The following is a 24781-nucleotide window of genomic DNA, read 5'->3' as shown; positions in this document are numbered from 1 at the left end:
GATCACAGCCGGGACTGACATGGTCAGCCTCGTAAACTAAGGATATGGATAACATACAGTCCATTAAAAACAGGTTTGGCATTATAGGAAATTCACCGGTACTCAACTATGCCCTGCAGGTGGCCGCCCAGGTGGCTAATACAGACCTGACGGTATTGATAGTCGGGGAAAGCGGCGTTGGTAAAGAAGCATTTTCCAATATCATCCACTCATTAAGTGCCCGTAAACATAACCCTTTCATCGCTGTCAACTGCGGTGCTATTCCCGAGGGAACAATCGATTCCGAGTTGTTCGGACATGAAAAAGGATCATTTACCGGTGCGCTGGATAGTCGTAAAGGTTATTTTGAAACTGTGAACGGCGGTACCATTTTCCTCGATGAAATTGGTGAAATGCCATTAGGCACACAGGCCCGCCTGCTCCGTGTACTGGAAACAGGGGAGTTTATCAGGGTGGGTTCTTCCAAGGTGCAGAAAACAGATGTACGCGTGATCACGGCTACCAACCGCGATCTGCTGGATTATACACAACAGGGTAAGTTCAGGGAAGACCTGTACTACCGTTTGAATACCGTGCCTATCCGGGTACCTTCATTACGCGACAGGAAGGAAGACATTCCCCTCCTGTTCCGCAAGTTCTGCCTTGACTTTGCCGAGAGATATAAGACGACTTCCATCCAGCTGGATGAAGAAGCACGTAATATCCTCGTGAATTACCTGTGGAGAGGAAATGTGCGTGAGCTGAAGAATATGGCAGAACAGATTTCCGTACTGGCGCATGATAAACTGATTACCGCGCGGGAGCTGAGACGATTCCTGCCGGAGCAGCCTGAAACACCACGCCTGCCTATGCTGGCAGCACCGCAGCCGAAGGCTAACGGGGATTTTTCGAATGAAAGGGATATCCTCTACAAGTTGTTTTTCGACATGAAGAAGGATGTGACAGAACTGAAGAAGATGTTCTTTGAGGTACTGCAGAACCCTAACCTGGCGCATGCATCTTCGTCTAACTTCCAGGATAACCATGTGCTGCATAGTTTTCATCCACAACCGGAAGTGACTACGAATGTAACGTCAACTGCTATTGCGGCACCGCAACAACCGATCATTATCCAGGACAATAATAAGATAGACCTGCACGAGGAAGTAGAGGAGACACTCTCTATTGCTGACAAGGAGAAAGAACTGATTGTAAAAGCGCTGAAAAAACACAAGGGCAAGCGAAAAGATGCCGCGCTGGATCTGGGCATTTCAGAGAGAACGCTGTATAGGAAACTGAAGGAATACAACATTAACGAATAAAGTATGGCAATGACCAGATTATTTCAGGGGATAATGACCATCGGACTGTTGTTGCTGATGGGTGGATGCACCGTTAAATACTCTGCCAACGGAGCCAGTATTGATCCGGGCGCCAAAACGGTGAATGTACGATTCATTGACAACAGGGCACCGATCAATAACCCAACCCTGAGCCAGAACGTAACGGAGAAACTGAGAACGAAAGTAACGTCACAAACCAGGCTGGTACAGGTAAACGAAGACAATACTGACTATGAGTTCAGGGGGAATATAACGGGGTATGCATTCAGCAATGCTGCCGTGACCAATGTGGATAAGGCGGCTACCTCCCGTTTGACAGTGACCATTAATGTCACCTTCGTAAAACGGGTGGGTGATAAAAAAGGATGGACACAGGCATTTACCCGTTCGGCTGACTTCTCGGCTACGCAATTGCCGAGTGCAGTGGAAAACAGCTTGTTAGAAAATAATATACTGCCGCAGATTGTGGATGATATTTTCAATAAGTCGTTTGCCAACTGGTAAAATGTAGCCTTCGTATTTAAATTTTTTTCATACTTTAGCAGCTATATGACTGCAAACAAGATCATTCAGCATATTTTCCAACTGCCTGATATTAAGCAGGTAGACGAGCACAGTATAGATCGGATTATTTCACAATATCCGTACTTTACGGCGGCAAGGCTATTACTTGCCCGGAAGCAATATTGCGAACAAAAGAACCTGCTGGCACCAGCCGTAAAGAAGGCACAGCAGTTCAGTAATAATATGCATTATTTCTACCGCTTTATCACAACTGATGAGGTGGTGGTGGAACCGGTAGTGGCAGCACCGCATGAGTCGGGAGCTGAAACGGCGGAAGCGGACGCTTATGAAGCGCAGGATTACGGAGATACAATTACTGAGGAGCCGGCCTACGGGGCTGAAGTGACAGAAGGGGCGGCCTATGAATCAGCGCTTGCAGAAACGCCTGCGGATGTTTATGAAGCACCTTTTGTGGAAGAGTCCGAAGAAATAACTACATTTACCTCCGACGACGAGCTGCACATTGGAACTGATAATGTGACAGTTACGCCAGAGGAGCCTGAACCTGAAGTTATAAAAGAACAAATAAAAGAAGAAGAGCAAGAGATGGTACCTGAACCGATTATTGTAGCGTCCGACCTTCCGGCAACCATCACAGGTGAAGAAGTAGAAAAGCCATTCAAGATTTTCCCGCTGGAAATGCCGGCACTGGAAGATAGTTCCACCCTGACATTTCAGCCGCTTTACACAGATGATTATTTTGCCTATAAGCGTTTAAAAGATCCTGAAAAGGCAGATGAGCTGAGTGAAAAAGGCAGGGCAGAAATGAAGAGCTTCACTTCCTGGCTGAAAGATATGAAAACCAGTTTTGCTGATAAGGCCAGTAAGGACTGGTACCGTCAGCAGATCAACCAGAGCTACCAGGATGCAGATCCTGAAGTTTCTGAAGCGGTAGAGAAAATGGCGATGAGCAGCATCACACTTAATAATGATATGGTGACAGAGACACTGGCAGAGGTATGGGCGAAGCAACGCCAGTACAATACAGCCATACTTATTTATCAGAAATTAAGTTTGCTTAATCCCGGCAAAAGCGCTTATTTTGCGCAAAAGATCAAAGAATTACAAATTCTAACAGACAAAAATTAACACATATATTATGTTATTGATTTTCGGTATTTTAATCATCCTGGCCTGTGTGTTCTTAGGCTTTTTCGTGCTGGTACAGAACCCTAAAGGCGGCGGTTTAAGCGGCTCTTTCGGCGGTTTTGGTAACCAGGTAATGGGTGTGCGCCAGACTACCGATGTACTGGAAAAAGGAACCTGGATCCTTGCTGCGCTCATTGCTGTACTGTGCATGACCTCTTCAATGTTTGTTTCAAAAGGTACTGTAAAACAGGACAAGTCAGTAATGGAACGTAATGCAACTACTGCACCTATGCAACAAACACCGCCAGCTCCTGCACAATTACCAAATACTCAGCCAGTTAAATAATCTGGACTACAAAGCTATTATAGAACCTCGCCACAAGCGGGGTTTTTTGTTACCTATCCATTATGGCAAAGACAAAGAGAAGCAAATCAAAGCAACAGCCACAAAAACGCCTTTGGATCCGCCGCGCTATCGTGATCGTGATTGCACTGGCCGCCGGTACGCTCGTTTATTTTGGATATCGTCTGTTTGGTCCGAATACCCGCTCATTTGGCGATAACAAATTCTTTTATGTCCGCACCGGCAGCACCTATACCGATGTACTCAATGGTCTGACAGACCAGGAGATTATACGCAGCCGCAACAGCTTTGACTGGGTGGCGCGGGAACTGGGATACCCGGAACGCGTAAAGGCTGGTAAATATAAAATAACCAGGGGCATGAGCAATTTTGATATCGTCAAGATCCTCCGCTCCGGCCGTCAGTCACCCGTGACGCTAACCATCACCAAACTAAGAACGAAGAAAGACCTGATCCATAAGATCTGTGCGAACCTGGAGGCGGATTCTGCCACCTTACTGGCGCTGATCAGTGATAATGTATACCTCAGGCAATATGGACTGGATACCAATACCGTGATGTGCGCCATTATGCCGAACTCCTATGAGTTTTACTGGAACACCTCTGCCGAGAATGCATTTAAGAAAATTGAAAAAGGCAGGGAGGATTTCTGGACCACTGCAAGAAAAGAAAAGGCACAACACCTGAACCTCACAATTGACCAGGTAACGATCCTGGCTTCTATTGTAGAAGAAGAATCCAACAAGAATGATGAGAAACCATTGATTTCCAGTGTATATTTGAACAGGTTCAGGAAAGGGATGCGACTGCAGGCCGATCCGACTGTGAAATTTGCCCTGCAGGACTTTGGCCTGCGCAGGATCAGGGAAGGACATCTGCAATTCGATTCCCCTTACAATACCTACAGGTACGAAGGTCTGCCACCCGGACCCATTTGTACCCCTTCTGTAAAAACGCTGGAAGCTGTGCTCAATACACCGGAGACTGATTACCTGTATTTTTGCGCTAAATATGATTTTTCCGGTTATCATGCATTTGCGGCCACCTACGCAGAACACATGAAAAATGCCCATTTATATCAGGCGGCACTCAATGCAAGAGGTATATAGTGGCGGACCTACTTTATAATGAGAAAAATAGAGTCTACCATACTGGCGATCAAACCTATCAGTTTCCTCATCCGGCGGAGCAAGCATATCGTATTGCCAGGATTTGAGGGATTGCCCCTGTATGATGTGATTCATTATTTCTTCAGAGAGATCAGGAATAAAAGCCTGGGGGAGCGTGCTGCCGCTATTTCTTTCAACTTCCTGCTGGCGATACCACCGTTTTTCATCTTTCTCTTTACACTGGTGCCATATATTCCCATGAGTAATGTGGAGGCTACCCTATATGAGCTGGCGGAAGACGTGACGCCCAACTACAATACCTATATCATTGTGCGGGATATGATCCATGATTTCCTCTATACCCATCACAATGGATTGTTATCGATCTCATTTGGTATGAGTTTCTTTGCCTCGTCCAACGCCGTGATGGGAGTTGCCCGCTCTTTTAACAGGAAGCAAGCGGGGTTCAGGCGGCGGAAATGGTGGCAGAAAAGGTTACTGGCTTTGCAGCTGACAGCGATCCTCGTATTTTTATTATTGGTGACGGTGATTTTAATCATCGCACAAGGTACGGTGCTGCACTATATTTTTGACACCCTGGGCATAACGAATACGACCGTGATTTCCCTGGCAGAAATGACCCGTTGGGTATTGATTATCTTCCTGTTCTATTCTATTCTTTCTGTATTATACAGGTTTGTACCCGCTACTAATAAAAGGTGGAAATTCATCACAGCGGGGAGTACACTGGCCACGATTTTAATGATTTTAGTTACGCTTGGTTTTTCAGTGTTTGTCAATAACTTTAGTAACTATAACAAGATTTACGGGTCAGTGGGTACGTTGCTGATATTGATGATTGCGGTTTATTTAAATTCCCTGACCTTATTGATTGGTTTTGAGCTGAATGCGAGTATTAAGTATTTGAAGGAGTTAAAGCACGCTTAGTTATTTGTAAATAACTCATCCTGAATTTAAATTTAAAAAATGCCGCCGTTGATGGCCTGCGGCTGGCTTTAATATTTAAGAATGGGTTATTTCCACTTATGTAATAGATTAAAATAATTAACCACATAAGTATTAACTTTACCCCAGCTGTTAGCCCTGTAAACCTATATTTATGAGAAAGTCACACTACCTGGCACTATGTCTTGCCCTCATCGCCATGCGAATGGCAGAACTCCCATTGGAGATTGGAGCTCCTATACCGAAGAGCGACCAGGCATTGAAAGATATTTCCGGAAAAGAAATTACACTGAGCAAAGCCAAACAGGCCAATGGGCTGTTGGTCATGTTTTCAGGCAATGACTGTCCTTACATCGAAAGAAATAAGGTCAGGACGGTTGAAATATGCCGTTATGCACTTTCTAACCAGATTGGTGTGGTGCTGGTCAATTCAAATGCGAATACTACCCTGGAGGCCATGAAGGCCTATGCCAGTTCACAACAATATACCTGGTATTATGTAGCAGATCCTGCTGCTGCTATTGCGGAGGCGTTTCAGGCAACGCATACACCGGAGTGTTACCTGTTTAATACTGGCGGTACATTGGTCTATAAAGGTGCGATTGATGACAGTCCGGGTAATGCGGATGCTGTGAAAACCCGGCACCTGAATAATGCGATCAATGACCTGCTGGCGAAGAAGGCACCAAAGGTGAGTTCATCGCAGGTACTGGGATGTAATATTAAGAGGTTTTAAAAAGCCGAACGCTGATGCCTTTGGCATCAGCGTTCGGAGCCTGGCCTGCGGCCGGCTGTATTATTAAAATGGGTTAGTTGTTTAAAATACCATAAACAAGGCATTTCCAAAGAGTAATTTCCCGTTTTCCCAGAAACTGCGGAACAATGGATCGTCTGCCAGCATCACGACCTTACCGCTACCTATTTCTTTCACGCCAAACAGTACCCCGTCTTTCAGGCGCTTGCGCGTTTCTGTACCGACAAATCCACTCAGGTAATTATCTTTTTTCAGGATACCTACATTCCATCCATCTCCATCCATGAATTCATAAATCCGATCGTCCTGTTTCAGGGTATAGTAGGTATCAGAAAAACCGAATGCCAGTGGATGTGTATTATCTAACTGCACCCTGTAAATAGCGCCGGGAATTGCCTGCCTGATGCCATCACGTTCCCTGTTTGCATAGCTTTTCAGCACTGCATATTCCTCCTTCTTTTCATCCACTCCGGGCACTTCCTTCTTCACTTTTATGCCCCAATCCTGCTGCCCTACCTGGAACAAAGCATCCTGCAAGGCAATCAGCTTACCGCCATTGCTCACCCAGTCTTTCAGTTTGCCTGCTTTGTCTTTTTCTGAGAGGAATTTATAATTACCATCGGGCAATATCAATACATCTACATCTTTCCAGTTCAGTTGTTCCAGGTTCGCTTCATCTACGATCGTAAGCGGGTAGCCGATCTGCTGTTCAAAGTAATACCAGATCTCACCGGCAGCTAAGGAGGAGATACCGGTACCTGTGACTAATACTACTTTCATCGGTTTGATATAATGTACTTTTTCTGATCCAAAATCTACGCCCTTATCTACGAAACCTGTATTGGCCACATCCAGTGTTACGCCTACTGTTTTTGCCAATCCGGTCACCATTACATCAAAGCCCTCTCCTGCTCCTTCATTGCCAGCCCTGGTGATGATGAGTGTGCCTGCAGGATAGGATTTACCACCGGCAGTGAAGGGTCCTTCTGCTAATCGTACCCTGATTTTTCTTTTCAATAAGGCAGATAAGAAACGCACATCCCTGACACTGTTCCATTTGGCAAGATAGGCGTAGCTACGTTCTGAGTTGACAGGGGCCGCGACAGGGATCAATAAGGTATCGCGTTCTGCATTCAGGGGTTCTTTTACTGCATAAGATTGTAGTCCGTATGCATAGGGTAATGCCCATGCTGTAATATCATAGGTTACGGAATCTGTGAGCCGGCTATCCGGTTCGAACAATACTTTCAGCAGGTTTGAACGGGCTTGCATGGCATTGATCACCATGTCTTCTTTTTCTATGGCAAAGCTTTCGGTCTTACCATTGAAATAGTTGAAGCCAGTAGCTTTTGCACCGTTTGCACCATAGCCGAAACGGATATGATTCTTTTTCAGCAGGAGGGATAATGCCGCTAGTTTTTCGGTATTACCGCCGGATTTGATCACATAGGTTTTATAAGGACCATCCGGGTTATGACTTGCTTCGTAGAAGTAATCAGAGAAATCTTTCAGTAACTGTGCACCCTGTGCAGCAGCAACTTCTATGGTAGACATGCTGGTGGTATAGTGATGTGCGATGCGCTGTGTGAGGGTCAGTGTATCACCATCCTGTTTAAGGACCATGATACCTGCTCGGCCGCCCCCACCCTGCTCGTAGGTCATACCAATAGCGCCATTATAAGTAGGATATGTATCACCATAACTTGGGTAGAACATATCGAATGTTTCTTTTGTAAAGTATAGCCAGCCTTCCTTATCAAAATATTTTGCATTGTTCTTACCGATCATGGTCAGCATTTTTCGCTGCCATGGTTTGATGATGTCATGGAGCGGTTCTGCTGCGGGTGCAAAGTAATAGGGTGCATCGATGTTTTGTTCGTGGAAGTCCACGTGCACCTGTGGCATCCAGCGGTTGTATTGCGCCATCCTGGCCTGTGATTCGGTCTGTGTTTGCCAGGCCCAGTCACGGTTCAGGTCAAAGTAATAATGGTTTGCCCTGCCACCTGGCCAGGGTTCTTTATGTTCCCTGCCGGAGAGTACGGGATCAGGGATTAAAGTATGTACCTGGTTGTAGTAGTTCACATAACGCTCACGGCCATCCGGATTCAGGCAGGGATCGATGATGACTACAGTATTTTCCAGCCATTGTTGTTGTGAAGAATTGCTTTTATTGGCCAGGGTATACAGGGTTTTCATGGCTGCTTCTGTGGAAACAGCTTCGTTGCCGTGTACATTGTAACTGAGCCATACTATTACAGGATCATTGGCGGCGGTCTTTGCTTCGCCATTAACCAGCTGCAGGTTGTGCTGCCTGATCTGGTCGAGGCGGGCAAAGTTTGCAGGAGAGGTGATGGTAGCCAACATCAGCGGCCTTCCTTCGTAGGTCGTGCCATATTGTTCAAACTGCATATTGGGCGTAACGGCAGCTACGGCCCTGAAATAATCCAACACTTTGTAGTGTGGTGTAAACTGTGTGCCTAGTGGGTATCCAAGAAACTGATCCGGCGAAGGCAGTGTTTGAGCGGAAAGGGAAAACGTTGAGGCAAGGACTGCAAAAGCCAGTGTCAGTAAGCGGTGTTTCATCTGTTGTAGCATTACTACATGAAGATAAGAAATATCAGGATCACCTGCTACCGTCGCTTAATAAACCGTAGTACTGTACGCAGTCGAGTTGCCCGTCTTCACGGTAGTAACGGAATTCCCCTACACGACGATCGTTGTGCCAGTTGCCGGATTCTGAGAGCATACCGCTATTGTAAAAAAGCTGGCGCAGGCCATCGAGGCTATCACCTTTGCGGAAATAAAGTTCCTTCAGGATGCCGGATTTGAAGTAGATCTCCACCCGTTCCCTGTTGGGGTCCATTGATAAGGTAAATACGCGCTTGTATACGGTGCCGTCTTCATCTCTCATAATCTGTTTCAAGGTCGCATTGTCGGGGCGCGGGTTGTTACAGTGCACTGCTATAATAAACAGCAATAAAGTGCCTGTGCATTTCAAAGCTGTTGTCATCGGTTATATTGTCCATTACAAACATATACAAAATTTATATAAATTAACATAACACAAAACGGGGATAAAGGACCTTGGATTTTGGGTTTTATATTTAGATTTGTTCTTTGAAGTTGGCGAATATGGCGATAGACTATAGGCTGTTAACCAAAATACTAAATAGATCCAAAAGAATAAAAACCCGTTTCAGATGCGCACAGTACTACTCGCATTTATGCTATGCTCCTGCCTCCATGTTTTTGCGCAGGACGACGCTTTTCACTACAAAATTGAAAAAGAAGTAAAAGCTTCTCAAGGTGCAGTTGTCTCTGCCCATCCCCTTGCCAGCCTGGCAGGAATTGAAGTAATGAAACAGGGCGGTAATGCCATTGATGCTGCTATTGCCACGCAGCTGGCTTTGGCGGTTGTATACCCCGCTGCCGGGAATCTCGGTGGTGGCGGGTTTATGGTGGCCCACCTCAAAGATGGTAAGAACGTTACGCTTGACTATCGTGAAGCCGCGCCGGCCAGGGCTTCAAGAGATATGTACCTGGATACTGCCGGCAATCCTATCAGGAACCTGAGTATTGATGGTCACCTTGCCTGTGGTGTGCCGGGTACTGTTGCTGGCCTTTTCGCCTCTCTTCCCTATGCCAAATTACCTATGAAGAAACTCATTGTGCCAGCTATCCGGCTGGCGGAGAAAGGCTTTGCCATAACTGCAGCGGAAGCACGTAGTCTCAATTCGACACAGGCACAATTTAAAAAGCTCAACACAGAGGACAACGCATTTATGAAGGATACTCCCTGGAAGGAAGGTGATATCCTGATCCAGGAAGATCTGGCGAACACCCTCAAAAGGATTCGCGATAAAGGTCTGGCAGGATTTTATGAAGGTGAAACAGCACGGCTGATCGTTGATGAAATGCAGAGAGCCGATGGGCTGATCACACTGGAGGATCTGAAATCATATCGTGCGGTAGACAGAACTCCTGTGGTATTTAACTACAAGCAATACCAGATTGTGACGATGCCGCTGCCAAGCAGTGGTGGTGTGGCTTTACAGCAACTCATGGGCATGGTAGCTCCTTACCGGTTATCTGCATGGGGCTTCCATTCCGTGAAATCCATGCAGCTGATGATAGAAGCTGAAAGACGTGCTTATGCTGACAGGGCACAGTTCCTGGGAGATCCTGATTTTGTAAAAGTACCTGTTAAGCAACTGACGGATGCTGCTTACATCAGATCCCGCATGAATGATTTTGACACTACCAAAGCAGGTTCCAGCCAGGCGGTAAAGGCGGGCAACGTGCATGAAAGTGATGAAACCACACACCTGTCTGTAATGGATGCAGCCGGCAATGCAGTAGCTGTGACGACTACGCTGAATGGGGGTTATGGTTCCAGGGTGGTAGTAGGCAGTGCGGGTTTCCTGCTGAATAATGAAATGGACGACTTCAGTGTTAAACCCGGCGTACCTAATATGTATGGTTTGGTGGGCAATGAAGCGAATGCAATTCAGCCGGGTAAAAGAATGCTGAGTTCTATGACACCGACAATTGTACTGAAAAATCAAATCCCCTACATTGTAGCGGGTACCCCGGGTGGCTCAACTATTATTACTTCTGTCTTCCAGACACTTATGAACCTGCTGGAATTTGATCTTTCTCCAAAAGAAGCAGTGGATGCACCGAAGTTTCATCATCAGTGGCTGCCGGATGAAGTGGTGGTGGAAGAAGACTTTGAGAAAGCACCCCTGGAAGGCCTGGAAAAAATGGGATATAAGATTACATCAAGAGGACATATAGGCCGTACTGAGGTCATCAGAAATGTAAATGGTCAGCTGGAAGCAGTTGGCGATAAACGTGGTGATGACAGTGCAGCTGGTTTTTAATACATACTATTATGCTTGGAAAGATTTACCTGGACAGCGCACTGGAAAGACTGTCCTACTACAAATCACTGGGTGACAAAACCATTGCCCGGTTAAGCGATGAGCAATTACTATGGCAACCGGAAGGTGAGCCTAACAGCATTTACCTGATTGTAAAACACTTAAGTGGCAATATGCGTTCCCGTTGGACGGATTTCCTGAGCTCAGACGGGGAAAAGGAATGGCGGAACAGGGATGAAGAGTTTGAAAATGGGGTAGCATCTAAGGCAGCCATCATCAGTTTGTGGAATGAGGGCTGGCAGGTGATACTGGATGCGATAGGCAGCTTGACACCGGAAGACCTGGAGAAGCAGGTACTGATCAGAAGTGAGCCGCATGTAGTGGTAGATGCTATTAACAGGCAACTGATGCATGTACCGTATCATGTAGGACAGATTGTGTATTTAGGTAAGATCCTGCAAGGAGAAAAGTGGCTGAGCCTGAGTATTCCAAAAGGGGGCTCACAGGCTTTTAATGACAGGATGATGAAATAACTCAAATTGCGTTAGCGGCAGCCGCCGCTAACGCAATTTCCCGTAACTTGTTCCCAAAAAAATACGACCCGTGATCAGATATTTTACCCTGGGAATACTTCTTTTCCTCTGCTCCTGCGGCGCTGGTGACCAACAGCTCCTACATAAAAAATGGAGAGTCTATGACGTTGTAGTTCCACCCGGCTCCGGTTATGATATCACGCAGATCAATCAGGCAGCTGAACTGAAGAAAGGGTATTACACCAATGTATTCTACCAGTTCCTGGATAACAATCTCTTTATTGCAACCATTGATAATAAGCCCGATTCCGGCAAATACAAGATGCTCAGTGGTGGCAAGGTCATCTCCATCACGGCCAACAACGGAGACCGCACTTACGAAAACCTGGTGAGTGTAATGACACTGGACGACACGCACTTTGATATGAAAGTGAAATCCGGCGACTACTATTTTATTCTAAAAACAAAGGCAGAATAAATGCATTTGCACACAAATTCGACTCCTGACAAGATCACTCATGTCAGCGGAAAGGAATACCTTTTCTTCTCCGGCTTCTCTTACCTGGGCCTGCATGCGCATCCCCAATACAAAGAAGCGCTCCGTAACGGCATCGACCTGTACGGAACCGTATTTGTGTCTTCCCGCATTGCCAATTTACGCCTGGATCTATATGAGGAACTGGACGATACCCTGGCTGAGATGCTCAGGCAACCCGCTGCGGCGTCTTTTTCGTCCGGCTACCTGGCCTCGCAGGCAGCTATTCAATATGCGGCTACCAAAGGCGAACTATGCTACTCTCCTACCACACATCCCTCGTTACGCTTAGGCAAAGTAATTTTACCCAACCTGAGCTGGGAGGAGTGGACCACACAAACGATTGAAAAAATAAACGCCTGGCCGGACAATACCTTTGTGATCGTCGCTGATGGGGTGAATCCACTTACCAGTACCATCAACGATTTTAGCTGGCTCAGCGAAATCAATAAGGAAGTGATGGTAGTGATTGACGATTCTCACGGTTTTGGGGTATTAGGTACAGATGGTGGCGGTATCATCCATTCCCTGCCCTCCCATCCCCCCCTTCGCTATCTGCTCTCAGCCTCACTGGCAAAAGCATTCAGCATCCAGGGAGGGGTAGTCTCGGGTAGGCTGGAAGATGTTATTGCAATTAAAAAAATGCCTGCTTTTACGGCAGGTACTTCATTGATGCCAGCCAGCGCATGGGCATTTCTGCAAAGCAGGACTTTGTTCCGGCATCAACGGAAAATCATGCATCAGCGCATTGCTGAGTTTTCTACTTTAACGGCCGGCATGGCCCAGCTACATAATCCTTCTCTACTCCCTATTTTCGTACTCAATGCGGGTATTGAAAAAGTACTGGAAAACAAAGGTATCATCATCTCCTCTTTTGGTTACCCGAATCCGGATAGCCCGCCTGTTAACAGGATTGTCATTACCGCACTGCATCAAACGCCACAGCTGCAAACATTGCACCTGCAATTACAGCGAGCTTTTTCATCCAAACAAACTGACTGATTATGTTGACGACTTTACTTGGATTGCTAACGACTTTTTTACCCCTGGCGCAAAGAGATGCACCCAAAGATTCCTCCTCTCTTCTCTGGAAGATTTCTGGGCATGGCCTTTCAAAACCATCCTATCTCTTCGGTACTATCCATATGATCTGTAGCGATGATCTTCCTTTTTCTGTTTCTATCGGGAAAGCCATGAAAGAGACGAAAGCCTTCTATACGGAATTTAACCTGGATGATGCCGAAGCACTGAAGCGCATCTCCGGAGAGATGATCATGCCGCCTGATTATTCATTCAAATCCTTGTTTACCCCTGAAGATTATACACTGCTCAGGGATTACTTTCTTGATTCTATGGGCGTAACGCTGGAGACACTGGACAGGATGAAACCCATGGTCATCATTTCTATCTTGCTTCAGCATACTGTGAGCTGTGAGCACCCGGTGTCCTGTGAACAAATGCTGCTGGACCTGGCGAAAGGACATGGGATGAGCATTCACGGCCTGGAAAGAGCGGAAGATCAGGTCGCAATCTTTGATAGCATTCCGGATAAAGAAGAGGCTGCAGCGCTTGTAAAAACGGTAAAGACAATGGCATCCTCCAGGGAGGATTACGATGAATTACTGAAGGCGTATTATTCAGCAGACATCAACCGGCTCTTTGACCTGGTCACAAAAGAAGAATTCATTGTCCGGTACAAACGGGTTATGCTGGATAACCGTAATCGTAACTGGATACCGGTTATTTCCAAACAAATACAGCAGGCACCTGCTTTCTTTGCATGTGGTGTAGGGCACTTAGGTGGTAAAGAAGGGGTGATTGCATTACTGCGGGAAGAAGGATACAGGGTGGAACCGGTGATAGAGTGATCAGTGCTGCCGGAAAAACTTTAACAGGTGTATTAACTTAGTATTAATTAAACTTGTAGAATGAGCGGGGGTTTACTTTGATTTTCTATTTTATAAAAGTGAAGGAGAAAATGGGATTGTCGCTTGAGAAAATTTGCTAACCTGATCGCTCCCTGAGCCCGGTATTTTCAACTTATTCAATTAAATTTGCCGCTTAAACATTGCTTCGCTGAAAAAGGTACGTAAAATAATCACGATTGTTCTCCTGAGTATACTGGGTTTTGCTATCCTTCTGGGTATCCTTGTCAACATCCCTGTAGTGCAGAATTTCCTTGTTCAGCAAGCTATCAGTCGCCTCTCAGACCGGCTGAAAACGAGAGTGGAACTTAAACATGTAGACATACGTCTTTTCAACAGCCTTCGTCTTGAAGGGCTATATGTGGAAGACAGAAATAAAGATACGCTCCTGTATGCAGGAACTGCACAGGTGAAGATCACCGACTGGTTCTTCTTCCAGGATAAGCCGGTGCTTAAGTATATTGGCCTTGATAAAGCAACCATCAACCTGGTACGAACCCGCAAAGATTCTCTCTGGAATTATTCTTTCATAATCGATGAATTTAGCAGTGCACCTGATACTTCGAAGACGAAGAAGCCGTCTGCCGGGGTATCACTGGACCTTCGTAAGATTGACCTTACCAATGTCAGGATCAACCAGATAGACCAGTGGATTGGGGAAGACTACTATGTGGCCGCCAAACAAATCTACCTGGATGCCAAGAACCTGGACCTGCAGCAGCATAATATTGACATACAGGAACTGAAACTGGATAAACCTTCGTTTATTATTTCAAGTTATAAGTCATCCCCACTCCGGCGCAAACGCCCGAAGGCAGAAAAGGAAGAGCTGACAGATACCAGTGCTATTCCTGCGCTTCGCTGGAATAGTGCAAACTGGAAACTGCTGGTGAAAGAAGTATCGATCAAAGATGGTCTTTTTGGCGTGGATGATCCGGAGGATACGACTGCAGTTACAGCCGGTTATTTTGCGCCGAACCATATCCGTTTCCAGAAAATAAATTTGCAGCTGACCAATACGACTTTGGTCAAAGACAGTATACTTGGCGACCTTACATTCAGTACGAAGGAGCGGAGTGGATTTGAAGTGAAGAAGCTTTCTGCCCGATTCAAGATGTCGCCCGTTGAAATGGAGTTCTCTCACATGGACCTCCTTACAAACAACAGCCATCTCCGTGATTATTATACCATGCAGTATGCCGATATCAGTGATATGAATGATTATATCAACCTGGTATTCATGCGTGCACATATTGTAAACAGTAAATTATCCTCTGACGATATTGCTTTCTTTGCGCCGCAACTGGCGGACTGGAAAAAGGTAGTGACCATTTCCGGGGATGCCCGTGGCCCGGTTTCTAACCTGAAGGCCAACAATATAGAACTCGCTGATAATGCAGGTACTCATTTGAAAGGAGGGGTTGAAATGCGTGGCCTGCCGGATATTGCAGAAACCTATATTGATTTCCATGCCGATGAGTTGACTACAAATGGTGCGGAGATCCTGAGCATTGCCTCTTCCCTGCGCAATGTAGATCCATTGCGCCTCGACAAGCTGACTAGCATCCTGTTCCAGGGGAGCTTTACAGGGTTCATTAATGACTTCGTGGCCTATGGTAAGTTCCAGACTAACCTGGGCAACCTGAATTCTGACCTTAACTTCAAGACCAGTAAGGATGTGCCGGTATATTCCGGTAGTTTGACCACGAATGATTTCAATGTAGGCTCGTTGCTGAATGTACCTCAGCTTTCAACGGTTTCGCTGAGTGCAAAAGTAAACGGGGCCGGTTTCAACTTTAAAACTCTGAATGCAACCGTAGATGCGGATGTACAGAAGATCACGCTCTACGATTACAGCTACACGAATATCAGGACAAAAGGTGAAATGAACCGGAAATTCTTCAATGGTTCCCTCACAGTCAATGATCCAAACCTGGATATGGACTTTGCCGGTACGATTGATTTTAATACCCCGGTGCCTGTGTTCCGGTTCGATTCTGATATCCGGCATAGTAACCTGAAGGCCATGCGCCTGACGGATGATTCGCTCACCTTCCAGGCTAAAATGGACCTGAACTTTGCAGGTAGTAATATCGATAACTTCGATGGTTCTGCCCGTGTGTATGATGTTTCGCTGTACAGGAAGCTGCACAGGCTGGAATTTGACTCCCTGAATGTATCTACACATTTTGAGAACAATACCAAGGTGCTGGCAATTAAGGGTAGTGAGATCAGCGGTTTTGTGAAGGGGGATTACAGTTTCATGGACCTGCCGGATGCATTCAAACTCCTCCTTAATAAATATTACCCCAGCTATTTCCCAACTGCTCCTACCAAGGAAATAAAGCAGGATTTCTCCTTTGCTTTCCAGATGGGAGAAGTGGATAAACTGATCAGGGGTTTTACAGATAAGGTCACAGGCTTTGACCAGTCTAAAATAGATGGCTCACTGAATACGGTGAATGGCAGCCTGTCACTGAATGTGTTTGTGCCGCAGGCAGGATACGGGGCATATTCAGTGAACGATCTGCAACTAAAGAGCTCCGGTACTTTTAACAAGATAGATATCAGCACCAGTATAGGCAGGGTCACCAGCGGTGATAAAGTGATCTTACAGAATCCCCTCATCTTAGCCAGCTCCGGCAGGGATACTTCTTACCTGAAAGTCGATCTGCAGGCGCAGGACACCTCCTCCCTGGATGGTTTCTATGCAAGAGTGGTCACCGTACAGGATGGGGTGAAGATCAGTTTCCTGAACAGTGCTTTTACCGTGAATGAAAGACAATGGAATGTAACTCCGGGGAATGAGATTTATTGGAGCAAGAACTTCCTGACAGTACATAACCTGAAGGTGACGCGTAACGAGCAGAGCGTGACGGTAGAAACGAATGAATACAATCCGGATGAGTCTACGTTTATGGTCACCCTGAAGAACCTGAACCTGGCGGATGTAATTCCGGCGCAACTGACACCGATGCGTATAGAGGGAATGGCGGATGGCAAGATCCTGATTACGGATCCGATGCGCCACCTGGACCTGGATGCGGATATTACGACGAAAGAACTGCGACTGGATAATGACTCTATTGGGCTCGTATCTTTTGTGGGTGGTTATAGCCAGGGTACCGGCAGGGCTACCCTGGAGGTACATAGCGATAATGCGGGCAGGAACCTGGATGCAAAAGGCAGTGTGGGCCTGACCCAGGAGGATAAAACCCTGGATGGTACCATTAACCTGAAGGGTATGGACCTGGCATTGGTAGACAGGTTTGTAAAGGACTATGTAACTGATCTGAAAGGCCAGGTGAACGGCACCATTAACCTGGGAGGTACCACGGATCTGCCTTCTGTAAAGGGGAACCTGAAAGTGGATAGTGCGAAAGTGAAGGTGTTGTACCTGGGTACGAATTATACGATTCCGAAACTGAATATCAATATAGACGATAACCTCATTGAATTTGGCAACTTCAGCATTATCGATAAGAATGGCAGTAAGGCAAGTGGTAGCGGGTATATTTCCCACGACCATTTCAATAAACTGAACTTCGACTTTGATGTGACTGCCAGGAACTTTGTATTCCTGGGTACGGGTCCGGCGGATAGTGATCTCTTTTATGGGGATGTGATTGCGGATGGAAAGGTCTATTTCCAGGGGCCGATGGAAGACATGTTGCTGAGAGTGCAGGCAAGGCCGGCCAGGGGTACACACTTCTACCTGCCATTGTCAGACAGTAAAGACATCGGGAAATCGGACTACATCACCTTCAAGACCTATGGTACGGTCATGAAGGAAGAAAAGAAAAAAAAGAAAGACAACGTGAAGCTGAATGTGAAACTGGATATTTCTGCAACGCCTGATGCACAGATCGATGTGATTATGGATGCGGCTTCCGGGGACATGATCTCAGCGAATGGTACGGGTAATTTGCAGATCAATGTGAACCTGGATGGTGATTTTACCATGTTTGGTAACTATGAGATCAACCTGGGTAGTTACAACTTTACCTTGCAGCGGCTGACCAGCTGGAAGTTTGATATTGATAAGAGTAGTTCTATTACCTGGAACGGGGATCCGCAGGCGGCGAAGGTGGATATTCATGCAAAGTATTCCCTGCCTAAAGTGAGTTTGTACAACCTGGTGGGAACGGCATCGACTGCTACTGATAAACTGGCTACGCGTACAGAGCGGGTGGACATTCTCATTAACCTGAGAGGGGAACTAATGAAACCGGATATCTCTTATGAGATCAATTTACCAGAGGTAGGTTCGCTGGCGTATGAAAGTGGGGTGGCGGCAAAACTGAAGGAAATTAACCAGGATCAGAATAAGGCATTGCAGCAGATGGCGGGTTTGCTGTTGTTTAACCAGTTTTTGCCGGAGGATCCGAATGCGGCGGGGGCGAATGTGGCGATAACGGGTAAGAACAGTGTGGGCCAGGCTTTGAGTGCGCAGGCGCAGGCGATCCTGAATAATATTACGGGGGCTTTGTTAAAGAACAGTGGTATTGGTGTGAATGTGAACTACAGGGCTTATAATATTGGAAACCAGGACAATACTGCGATGGATAGGAACCAGGTGAGTGCGGGTATAACCAGTAACTTCTATAACAACAGGGTTCGTTTGTATGTGGGGGGTGATTATGACTGGGGGAAGGCATCGACTTCGGCGAATGCGAATCGTTTGGCAGGTGACTTCAGGGCGGAGTATTTACTGACGCCGGAGGGCAGGCTTCGGATCAATGCATTTAGTAAATCGGATTATGATGTATATAATTTGGTGAACAGGAATAAGGCGGGTTTGGGGATCTCTTATGTACGTGAGTATAATAAGTTTGCGGAGTTGTTTAATGAGCGGGCGAGGAAGCGGTTGATAGATAGTATCAGGCGGGCGGAGCTGATTAAACAGGAGGAGAAGGATTCGTCAATAGTGAAACCCAGGAAGGATACAACGCATTAAAAAAGGGGTTTGTCTATGACAAACCCCTTTTTTGTTTTTATCCTTTCAGGATCTCATGACCCATTTTATCTCTTTTTGTTTTAAGATATACTTCATTATGCGGGTTTGGGCGGATTTCAATCGGCACATTTTCCACTACTTCCAGTCCATATCCTTTCATCCCTGCTCTCTTCTTAGGATTATTGGAGATCAGTCTCATTTTGGTGATATCCAGGTGTCTGAGGATCTGTGCACCTACGCCATAATCCCGTTCATCCATCTGAAAACCTAATTCGAGGTTGGCTTCAACGGTATCTCTGCCTTCTTCCTGGAGTTTATAAGCTTTCAGTTTATTCAGCAGGCCGATCCCTCTTCCTTCCTGGTTCATATATAATATAAGGCCTTTCCCTTCTGATTCTACCATTTGCATGGCTTTATGTAGCTGTGGTCCGCAATCGCATCTCAGGCTATGCAGGATATCGCCGGTTACGCAGGAGGAGTGGATTCTTACCAGTACTGGTTCACCTTTTTCCCAGGTACCTTTTTTCAATGCCATATGGGTTTCTCCTGAGTTGAGTTGCTTAAACGCAATCAGTTCAAAATCACCGTATTCAGTTGGCATTTGTACTCTTACTTCTTCTTCGATCAGGGATTCTTTTGCCAGTCTGTACTCGATCAGATCTTTGATAGAGATCAGTTTCAGGTCAAACCTGATGGCAATTTCCTTTAGTTCAGGGAGTCTGGCCATGGAGCCATCTTCATTCATGATTTCAACCAGGACACCGGCGGGTTCAAACCCTGCCAGGCGGGCGAGATCGATAGTAGCTTCGGTATGGCCGGTGCGGCGCAGTACGCCTCCTTTCTTTGCTTTCAGGGGGAATATATGTCCTGGCTTACCTAATTCTTCGGGACGGGTATTAGGATCGATTAAAGCTTGTACCGTTTTAGATCTGTCATGTGCGGAGATACCGGTGGTACAACCATGACCCAGTAAATCTACTGAAACAGTAAAAGGTGTTTGGTGTAAAGCTGTATTATCACGTACCATCATTTCAAGTCCGAGCTCGTCGCATCTTTCTTCAATTAATGGTGCACATATTAATCCACGGCCGTAACGGCTCATAAAATTGATGATCTCCGGGGTGACATTTCTCGCAGCTGTGATGAAATCGCCCTCATTCTCCCTATCCTCGTCGTCTACTACTATGACCAGTTTACCCTTCTTTATATCTTCTATGGCTGATTCTATTGTATCTAGCATATCACTGTTGTTATATTGATGGCAAAGTTAGGGTAAAAAGACGCACTAATCGTTGGACTAATCCCGGATTTTACGCCCTTTTGACAGGACAAAAAATCATCTTTAAAAGGTCTTGTTAAGTCCATTTTTATCTGCCTGGGTTCAAACACACTACCATCCCTCCATTCCCATCAACCAGCCATCACATGTAAAAAATAATCATATAAATATTTGAGGTAAAACTAATATAAAAATGCCCCTTGCTTCGCAGAGTTTTAAGTATTTTAACTATTTATTATTCGAAATATTAGAATTTCTACCCCCTTTAGTTGAACAAACTCGATTTAAAGGCTGTTTTCCCATATAGTTTCAAATTTACGTAGCGTTATACTCACGTTTTTAACATGGCTTAACAATTTGTTAATTTGAAGTTAAATTTCCTACGTATTTTTTTATAACCTTTGCGCTCAAATTATCAAACTGCTCAAATATGGGATGTAAAAAACTACTGTTAACATTCATTGTCTTGCTTAGCGTTTGCTATTCATTTGCACAGGTAACAACGAGTGCTGTTACCGGTCTGGTGAAAAATGCAAAGGGGGAAGGCCTGATTGGCGCCACAGTAAAAGCCATTCACGTTCCAACAGGAACTGTTTATGGTACTACAACACAAGAGGGAGGACGTTACACCATCCCTAATATGAAAGTAGGTGGTCCTTACACCATCACAATTACCTATGTTGGGTTCCAGGAGCAAAGCTTCAAGGACCTGTATCTGAGTCTGGGTAATGCATTGACCCAAAACGTAAAACTGGAAGATGGTAGCAAATCTTTGAACGAGGTAACTATTACTGGTCAGAGAAGCAACATTATCAGCTCAAACCGTACTGGTACGCAGACTAATATTGGCCAGCGCCAGCTGAACGAACTGCCTACTGTTGGCCGTAGCATTCAGGATTTTGCCCGTTTGACACCGCAGGCTGTTGCATCATACAGCAACACCAGTGGTGCTCCATTAGGTATTTCCTTTGCTGGTCAGAGTAACAAATTTAACTCATTCACTGTGGATGGTGCGAATGCAAACGATGCATTTGGTTTGACAGCTACCGGTACGAACGGTGGCCAGGCGAATGTAAATGCTGTACCACTGGAATCGGTTCAGGAAGTACAAATCGTGCTGTCTCCATATGATATCACTCAAAGTAACTTCACTGGTGGTGGTATCAATGCTGTAACCAAGAGTGGTACTAACCAGTTCCATGGTTCTGCTTACTTCCTGAAACAAAATCAGAGTTTCGTAGGTGAACATGTTCAGAGTCAAACAAAATACCCTACTTATAATAATACAACATGGGGTGCCAGCCTGAGTGGTCCCATCATCAAGAATAAATTGTTCTTCTTCGTAAATGCTGAAAGGAACGATACTAAAACGCCACTGGGTTACAATCCTGCTGACGCTGGTTCTGGTTCTAAATTTAGCACAACAAGACTGGATTCAATCCGTAATTATGTAAAAAATTCATATGGATTTGATCCAGGTAGCTATACTGATATCAACTCTGAGTCATATGCAACTTCAGTGTTTGCACGTATTGACTGGAACATCAGCGAAAAGCATAAGTTAACTGTCCGTCATAGCTATGTTGATGGTAGCCTGTACAACATTTCCCGTAGTGCAACTACTATGACTTTTGCTAACAGCGGTTACTATATGCTCAGCACTACTAATTCTACTGTAGCTGAATTGAACAGTAGCTTCAATGCTACTACTTCAAACGTACTGCGTGCGACATACAACCGTATCCGCGACAGACGTTCTACTGTTGAATTCCCTTCTGTGTATATCACTGAAGGTGGTCTGAACTACAACCTGGGTGCTGATTATTCCTCTCCACGTAACTCACTGGATCAGGACAACTTCACCATCGTAGATAACCTGACTATTCAGAAGAAAAAGCATACAATCACTGTAGGTACTGATAACCAGTTCTTCCACACTAACAACGTGTTTCTGCAGTACTACTATGGTTACTACACTTATAAAAACATGAACAACTTCCTGAATAATTCTGCTGCTCCTACAACTTATGCAGTTGGTTATTCCAATAAAGGTGGTAGTGACCTTGCTCCCGGTAAGATCAGTGCTGGTCAGTTCAGCTTATATGGACAGGATGTATGGGATGTTAATGACAGGTTCAGACTGACTTACGGTCTGCGTGTAGACCTGCCTGTATTCTTCAACAAACCTGATGCTAACGGTGGTTTCAATTCTTCTGACATTGCCACTACTAATGGCGTTCAGAACAATACTGTTCCAAAAACAAGGTTGATGTGGGCTCCAAGAGTTGCATTCAACTGGGACGTAAATGGAGATGGTACAACCCAGCTGAGAGGTGGTGCAGGTCTGTTCACCGGACGTGTTCCGCTGGTTTGGATCTCCAATGCCTATTCCAAGACCGGTGTTGCATTCACATCATTCAGTGGTACACCTGATCCATCAGTACGTTTCAATTACAATGCTAACGATACTCATCTGGGTGCTTATATTCCTACTACTGCAGCAGCTCCTACTGAGATTGATGTTACTGACAAGAACTTCAAATATCCTCAGGTACTGCGTGGTAACCTGGCAATCGACCAGAAACTGCCATGGTGGGGTTTAATTGGTACAATTGAAGCTTTGTATACCAAAACGCTTAATAACATCCTGTATAAGAACCTGAACGTTGGTCCTCAGGCAGGCAACGTTACTTTAGGTAATACTACCCGCCCATGGTACAACTTTGCACGTGCAAACTCTTCTTATACTGACGTTATTTACCTGACTAACTCCAGCAAGGGTTATTCATATAACTTCACTGCACAGGTTCAAAAACCAATGGACCATGGATGGTCTGGTAGTTTGGCATATACTTATGGTGCTTCTTACTCTATGAATGATGGTACCAGCTCTACTGCTTATTCCAGCTGGCGCTTTGCTTATAACATCAACGGTATGAACAACCTGAGCCTGGCTCGTGCTAACTTCGATCCGGGACATCGTGTAATAGCGAATGCAAGCAAAACTTTCCGTTATGCTAAAGGCCATCTTTCTACCACTATAGGCCTGGTTTACCAGGGCTACACTGGTCAGCGTTATTCTGTAATGTTTAACAATAACATGACTGGTGATGATGCTTCCGGTAAAACTGGTACAAACAGCTTAGCTTACCTGCCTTCAGATGCAAGCCAGTTCAGCACGCTGACCCTGTCTGGTGGTACTGTGGTAACTCCTGACCAACAGTTAGCAGACTTCAAGGAATTTGCAGCAAATAACAAGTACCTGAATGCTCACCTGGGTCAGAATACAGAGCGTAATGCACTTAGAATGCCATGGGAAAGCCATTTCGATCTGAAGATTGCACAGGATTTCATCCTGAAAAATACACACAGAATTGAAGTTGGATTCGATATCCTGAACGTTGCTAACCTGCTGAACCGTAACTGGGGATGGTCTTACTACCTGAGCAACCAGTCAGTATCCCTGTTCACAGTAACGTCACAGAGCAAAACTCCGACTTATACATTCAACAAGACTCTGATGAACAACATCAATGGTACACTGAGACCTTATACAGTGAATGACTACCTGTCACGCTGGAGAGGTCAGTTGAGTGTTCGTTATAACTTCTAATCCGAGTATAAACAAATTTAAGGAAACGCTTCGGCTGTATAAGCCGAAGCGTTTTTTTTATTATATTTATATACATGCATGAACAACATTACAAATGGTCATCCCCACATCTCGGCCGCGAATTCGAGATGCTGGTGTTCGGAGAGGAAGGTTATCCCCTCATTCTCTTCCCCACCTCTATGGGCCGCCATTATGAACACAAGGAACGCGGCCTTATTCATGCATTACAATGGTTCATAGATCACCAGCTGATAAGGGTTTACTGCCCCGATAGTATAGATGCCCGTAGCTGGTATAATACACAGGTCTCCCCTGCCCAACGAACCCTCAACCACATTTCTTATGACAACATGCTGCGCCATGAGGTGCTGGAAAGAGTGATACACGAAACGGGTATTAAACGTGTCGCTGTGGCCGGCTGCAGTTTTGGTGGATACCATGCCGCCAATTTTGCCTTCCGGTACCCGGAGCAAGTGTCTTACCTCTTTAGCCTGAGCGGCATTTTTGATATTACCGGCCGCCTGGATGGCCATTACGATGACAATGTTTATTTCCATAATCCCATGGATTACATGCGCGACAACCTGCACGAAGCCCTCTGGCGTATGGGGATTATTTTAGGGGTAGCTGATGAAGACATCAGCCGCCAGCAAAATGAACGGATGTCAGGGATACTTGCCAATAAAGGCATCAGCCACTGGCTGGATATCAGACCTAATCAAAAGCATGACTGGCCGGTGTGGAATGAGATGTTGCCGTATTATCTGTCGCTTATTAAATGAGAATTATTTTTTTGAAAGTATGGGCCTGCACCCTGTTTAAAATCGAATCAGGGTTATAAGGCGAATCCATTGGCGCGAATATTGATCCTCAACCGCTTCTACTACA

The 24781-nt window shown here is 45.6% G+C and carries 18 protein-coding genes; 15 read left to right on the top strand and 3 right to left on the bottom strand.

The features are described from left to right. Positions 1-44 precede the first annotated feature (44 nt). The 7 genes from U0033_RS31475 (at position 45) to U0033_RS31445 (ending at position 6150) form a co-directional block, all read left to right on the top strand. Positions 45-1301, top strand: coding sequence for a sigma-54 interaction domain-containing protein (locus U0033_RS31475; protein WP_072363215.1), 1257 nt, complete (start codon positions 45-47; stop codon positions 1299-1301). Between the two features lie 9 nt (positions 1302-1310). Next, positions 1311-1826: an LPS assembly lipoprotein LptE gene (gene lptE, locus U0033_RS31470; RefSeq protein WP_072363216.1), complete on the top strand. Its 516-nt coding sequence runs from the start codon at positions 1311-1313 to the stop codon at positions 1824-1826. A gap of 45 nt (positions 1827-1871) precedes the next feature. Beyond that, positions 1872-2975 carry a hypothetical protein gene (locus U0033_RS31465; RefSeq protein WP_072363217.1) on the top strand — a complete coding sequence of 368 codons (1104 nt, stop codon included), beginning with the start codon at positions 1872-1874 and terminating at the stop codon, positions 2973-2975. A gap of 10 nt (positions 2976-2985) precedes the next feature. Further along, the gene (gene secG / locus U0033_RS31460; RefSeq protein WP_072363218.1) at positions 2986-3321 is read left to right on the top strand and encodes a preprotein translocase subunit SecG; all 336 of its coding nucleotides are present in this window, start codon (positions 2986-2988) and stop codon (positions 3319-3321) included. A 62-nt stretch (positions 3322-3383) separates the two neighbouring features. Further along, a complete protein-coding gene (mltG, locus tag U0033_RS31455; RefSeq protein WP_072363219.1) occupies positions 3384-4448 on the top strand; it encodes an endolytic transglycosylase MltG in 1065 nt (354 codons plus the stop codon). 18 nt (positions 4449-4466) lie between these two features. Further along, the gene (locus tag U0033_RS31450; protein ID WP_072363220.1) at positions 4467-5396 is read left to right on the top strand and encodes a YihY/virulence factor BrkB family protein; all 930 of its coding nucleotides are present in this window, start codon (positions 4467-4469) and stop codon (positions 5394-5396) included. Between the two features lie 172 nt (positions 5397-5568). Further along, positions 5569-6150: a redoxin family protein gene (locus U0033_RS31445; protein ID WP_245801811.1), complete on the top strand. Its 582-nt coding sequence runs from the start codon at positions 5569-5571 to the stop codon at positions 6148-6150. An 81-nt stretch (positions 6151-6231) separates the two neighbouring features. Here U0033_RS31445 and U0033_RS31440 read toward each other — a convergent pair whose 3' ends face one another. Both U0033_RS31440 and U0033_RS31435 read right to left on the bottom strand, forming a co-directional pair. Further along, positions 6232-8751 (bottom strand): M14 metallopeptidase family protein, encoded by a 2520-nt coding sequence (locus tag U0033_RS31440; RefSeq protein ID WP_072363221.1) that lies wholly within the window; start codon positions 8749-8751, stop codon positions 6232-6234. A gap of 40 nt (positions 8752-8791) precedes the next feature. Further along, positions 8792-9178, bottom strand: a complete 387-nt coding sequence (locus tag U0033_RS31435) for a toxin-antitoxin system YwqK family antitoxin (protein ID WP_072363222.1) — start codon at positions 9176-9178, stop codon at positions 8792-8794. Positions 9179-9368: 190 nt separating this feature from the next. Between U0033_RS31435 and ggt the strand changes: the two genes are divergently transcribed. The 6 genes from ggt to U0033_RS31405 all read left to right on the top strand — a co-directional run bounded on the left by ggt (position 9369) and on the right by U0033_RS31405 (position 19001). Next, positions 9369-11051, top strand: coding sequence for a gamma-glutamyltransferase (ggt, locus tag U0033_RS31430; RefSeq protein ID WP_072363223.1), 1683 nt, complete (start codon positions 9369-9371; stop codon positions 11049-11051). A gap of 11 nt (positions 11052-11062) precedes the next feature. Beyond that, positions 11063-11584 (top strand): DUF1572 family protein, encoded by a 522-nt coding sequence (locus U0033_RS31425; protein WP_072363224.1) that lies wholly within the window; start codon positions 11063-11065, stop codon positions 11582-11584. 70 nt (positions 11585-11654) lie between these two features. Next, positions 11655-12062 (top strand): hypothetical protein, encoded by a 408-nt coding sequence (locus tag U0033_RS31420; RefSeq protein WP_072363225.1) that lies wholly within the window; start codon positions 11655-11657, stop codon positions 12060-12062. Next, positions 12063-13121: an aminotransferase class I/II-fold pyridoxal phosphate-dependent enzyme gene (locus tag U0033_RS31415; protein WP_072363226.1), complete on the top strand. Its 1059-nt coding sequence runs from the start codon at positions 12063-12065 to the stop codon at positions 13119-13121. A 2-nt stretch (positions 13122-13123) separates the two neighbouring features. After that, positions 13124-13987 (top strand): TraB/GumN family protein, encoded by an 864-nt coding sequence (locus tag U0033_RS31410; RefSeq protein WP_072363227.1) that lies wholly within the window; start codon positions 13124-13126, stop codon positions 13985-13987. 184 nt (positions 13988-14171) lie between these two features. Next, positions 14172-19001 (top strand): translocation/assembly module TamB domain-containing protein, encoded by a 4830-nt coding sequence (locus U0033_RS31405; RefSeq protein WP_456064495.1) that lies wholly within the window; start codon positions 14172-14174, stop codon positions 18999-19001. Between the two features lie 37 nt (positions 19002-19038). Here U0033_RS31405 and U0033_RS31400 read toward each other — a convergent pair whose 3' ends face one another. Next, on the bottom strand, positions 19039-20241 hold the full coding sequence (locus tag U0033_RS31400; RefSeq protein ID WP_072363229.1) for a bifunctional 3,4-dihydroxy-2-butanone-4-phosphate synthase/GTP cyclohydrolase II: 1203 nt from the start codon (positions 20239-20241) through the stop codon (positions 19039-19041). A gap of 469 nt (positions 20242-20710) precedes the next feature. Here U0033_RS31400 and U0033_RS31395 point away from each other — a divergent pair, with 469 nt between their 5' ends. After that, positions 20711-23893 carry a TonB-dependent receptor gene (locus tag U0033_RS31395; RefSeq protein WP_072363230.1) on the top strand — a complete coding sequence of 1061 codons (3183 nt, stop codon included), beginning with the start codon at positions 20711-20713 and terminating at the stop codon, positions 23891-23893. 74 nt (positions 23894-23967) lie between these two features. Further along, the gene (locus U0033_RS31390) at positions 23968-24675 is read left to right on the top strand and encodes an alpha/beta hydrolase-fold protein (RefSeq protein ID WP_072363231.1); all 708 of its coding nucleotides are present in this window, start codon (positions 23968-23970) and stop codon (positions 24673-24675) included. Positions 24676-24781: the final 106 nt, after the last annotated feature.

The organism is Chitinophaga sancti (genome assembly GCF_034424315.1).
In the GTDB taxonomy this organism is placed as follows: domain Bacteria; phylum Bacteroidota; class Bacteroidia; order Chitinophagales; family Chitinophagaceae; genus Chitinophaga; species Chitinophaga sancti.
This window is presented reverse-complemented; position numbering and strand designations above follow the sequence as displayed.

Coding starts and splice junctions, on each gene's coding strand:
- U0033_RS31475 (WP_072363215.1), top strand. CDS start 45: ATGGATAACATACAGTCCATTAAAAACAGGTTTGGCATTATAGGAAAT.
- lptE (WP_072363216.1), top strand. CDS start 1,311: ATGACCAGATTATTTCAGGGGATAATGACCATCGGACTGTTGTTGCTG.
- U0033_RS31465 (WP_072363217.1), top strand. CDS start 1,872: ATGACTGCAAACAAGATCATTCAGCATATTTTCCAACTGCCTGATATT.
- secG (WP_072363218.1), top strand. CDS start 2,986: ATGTTATTGATTTTCGGTATTTTAATCATCCTGGCCTGTGTGTTCTTA.
- mltG (WP_072363219.1), top strand. CDS start 3,384: ATGGCAAAGACAAAGAGAAGCAAATCAAAGCAACAGCCACAAAAACGC.
- U0033_RS31450 (WP_072363220.1), top strand. CDS start 4,467: ATGAGAAAAATAGAGTCTACCATACTGGCGATCAAACCTATCAGTTTC.
- U0033_RS31445 (WP_245801811.1), top strand. CDS start 5,569: ATGAGAAAGTCACACTACCTGGCACTATGTCTTGCCCTCATCGCCATG.
- U0033_RS31440 (WP_072363221.1), bottom strand. CDS start 8,751: ATGAAACACCGCTTACTGACACTGGCTTTTGCAGTCCTTGCCTCAACG.
- U0033_RS31435 (WP_072363222.1), bottom strand. CDS start 9,178: ATGACAACAGCTTTGAAATGCACAGGCACTTTATTGCTGTTTATTATA.
- ggt (WP_072363223.1), top strand. CDS start 9,369: ATGCGCACAGTACTACTCGCATTTATGCTATGCTCCTGCCTCCATGTT.
- U0033_RS31425 (WP_072363224.1), top strand. CDS start 11,063: ATGCTTGGAAAGATTTACCTGGACAGCGCACTGGAAAGACTGTCCTAC.
- U0033_RS31415 (WP_072363226.1), top strand. CDS start 12,063: ATGCATTTGCACACAAATTCGACTCCTGACAAGATCACTCATGTCAGC.
- U0033_RS31410 (WP_072363227.1), top strand. CDS start 13,124: ATGTTGACGACTTTACTTGGATTGCTAACGACTTTTTTACCCCTGGCG.
- U0033_RS31400 (WP_072363229.1), bottom strand. CDS start 20,241: ATGCTAGATACAATAGAATCAGCCATAGAAGATATAAAGAAGGGTAAA.
- U0033_RS31395 (WP_072363230.1), top strand. CDS start 20,711: ATGGGATGTAAAAAACTACTGTTAACATTCATTGTCTTGCTTAGCGTT.
- U0033_RS31390 (WP_072363231.1), top strand. CDS start 23,968: ATGCATGAACAACATTACAAATGGTCATCCCCACATCTCGGCCGCGAA.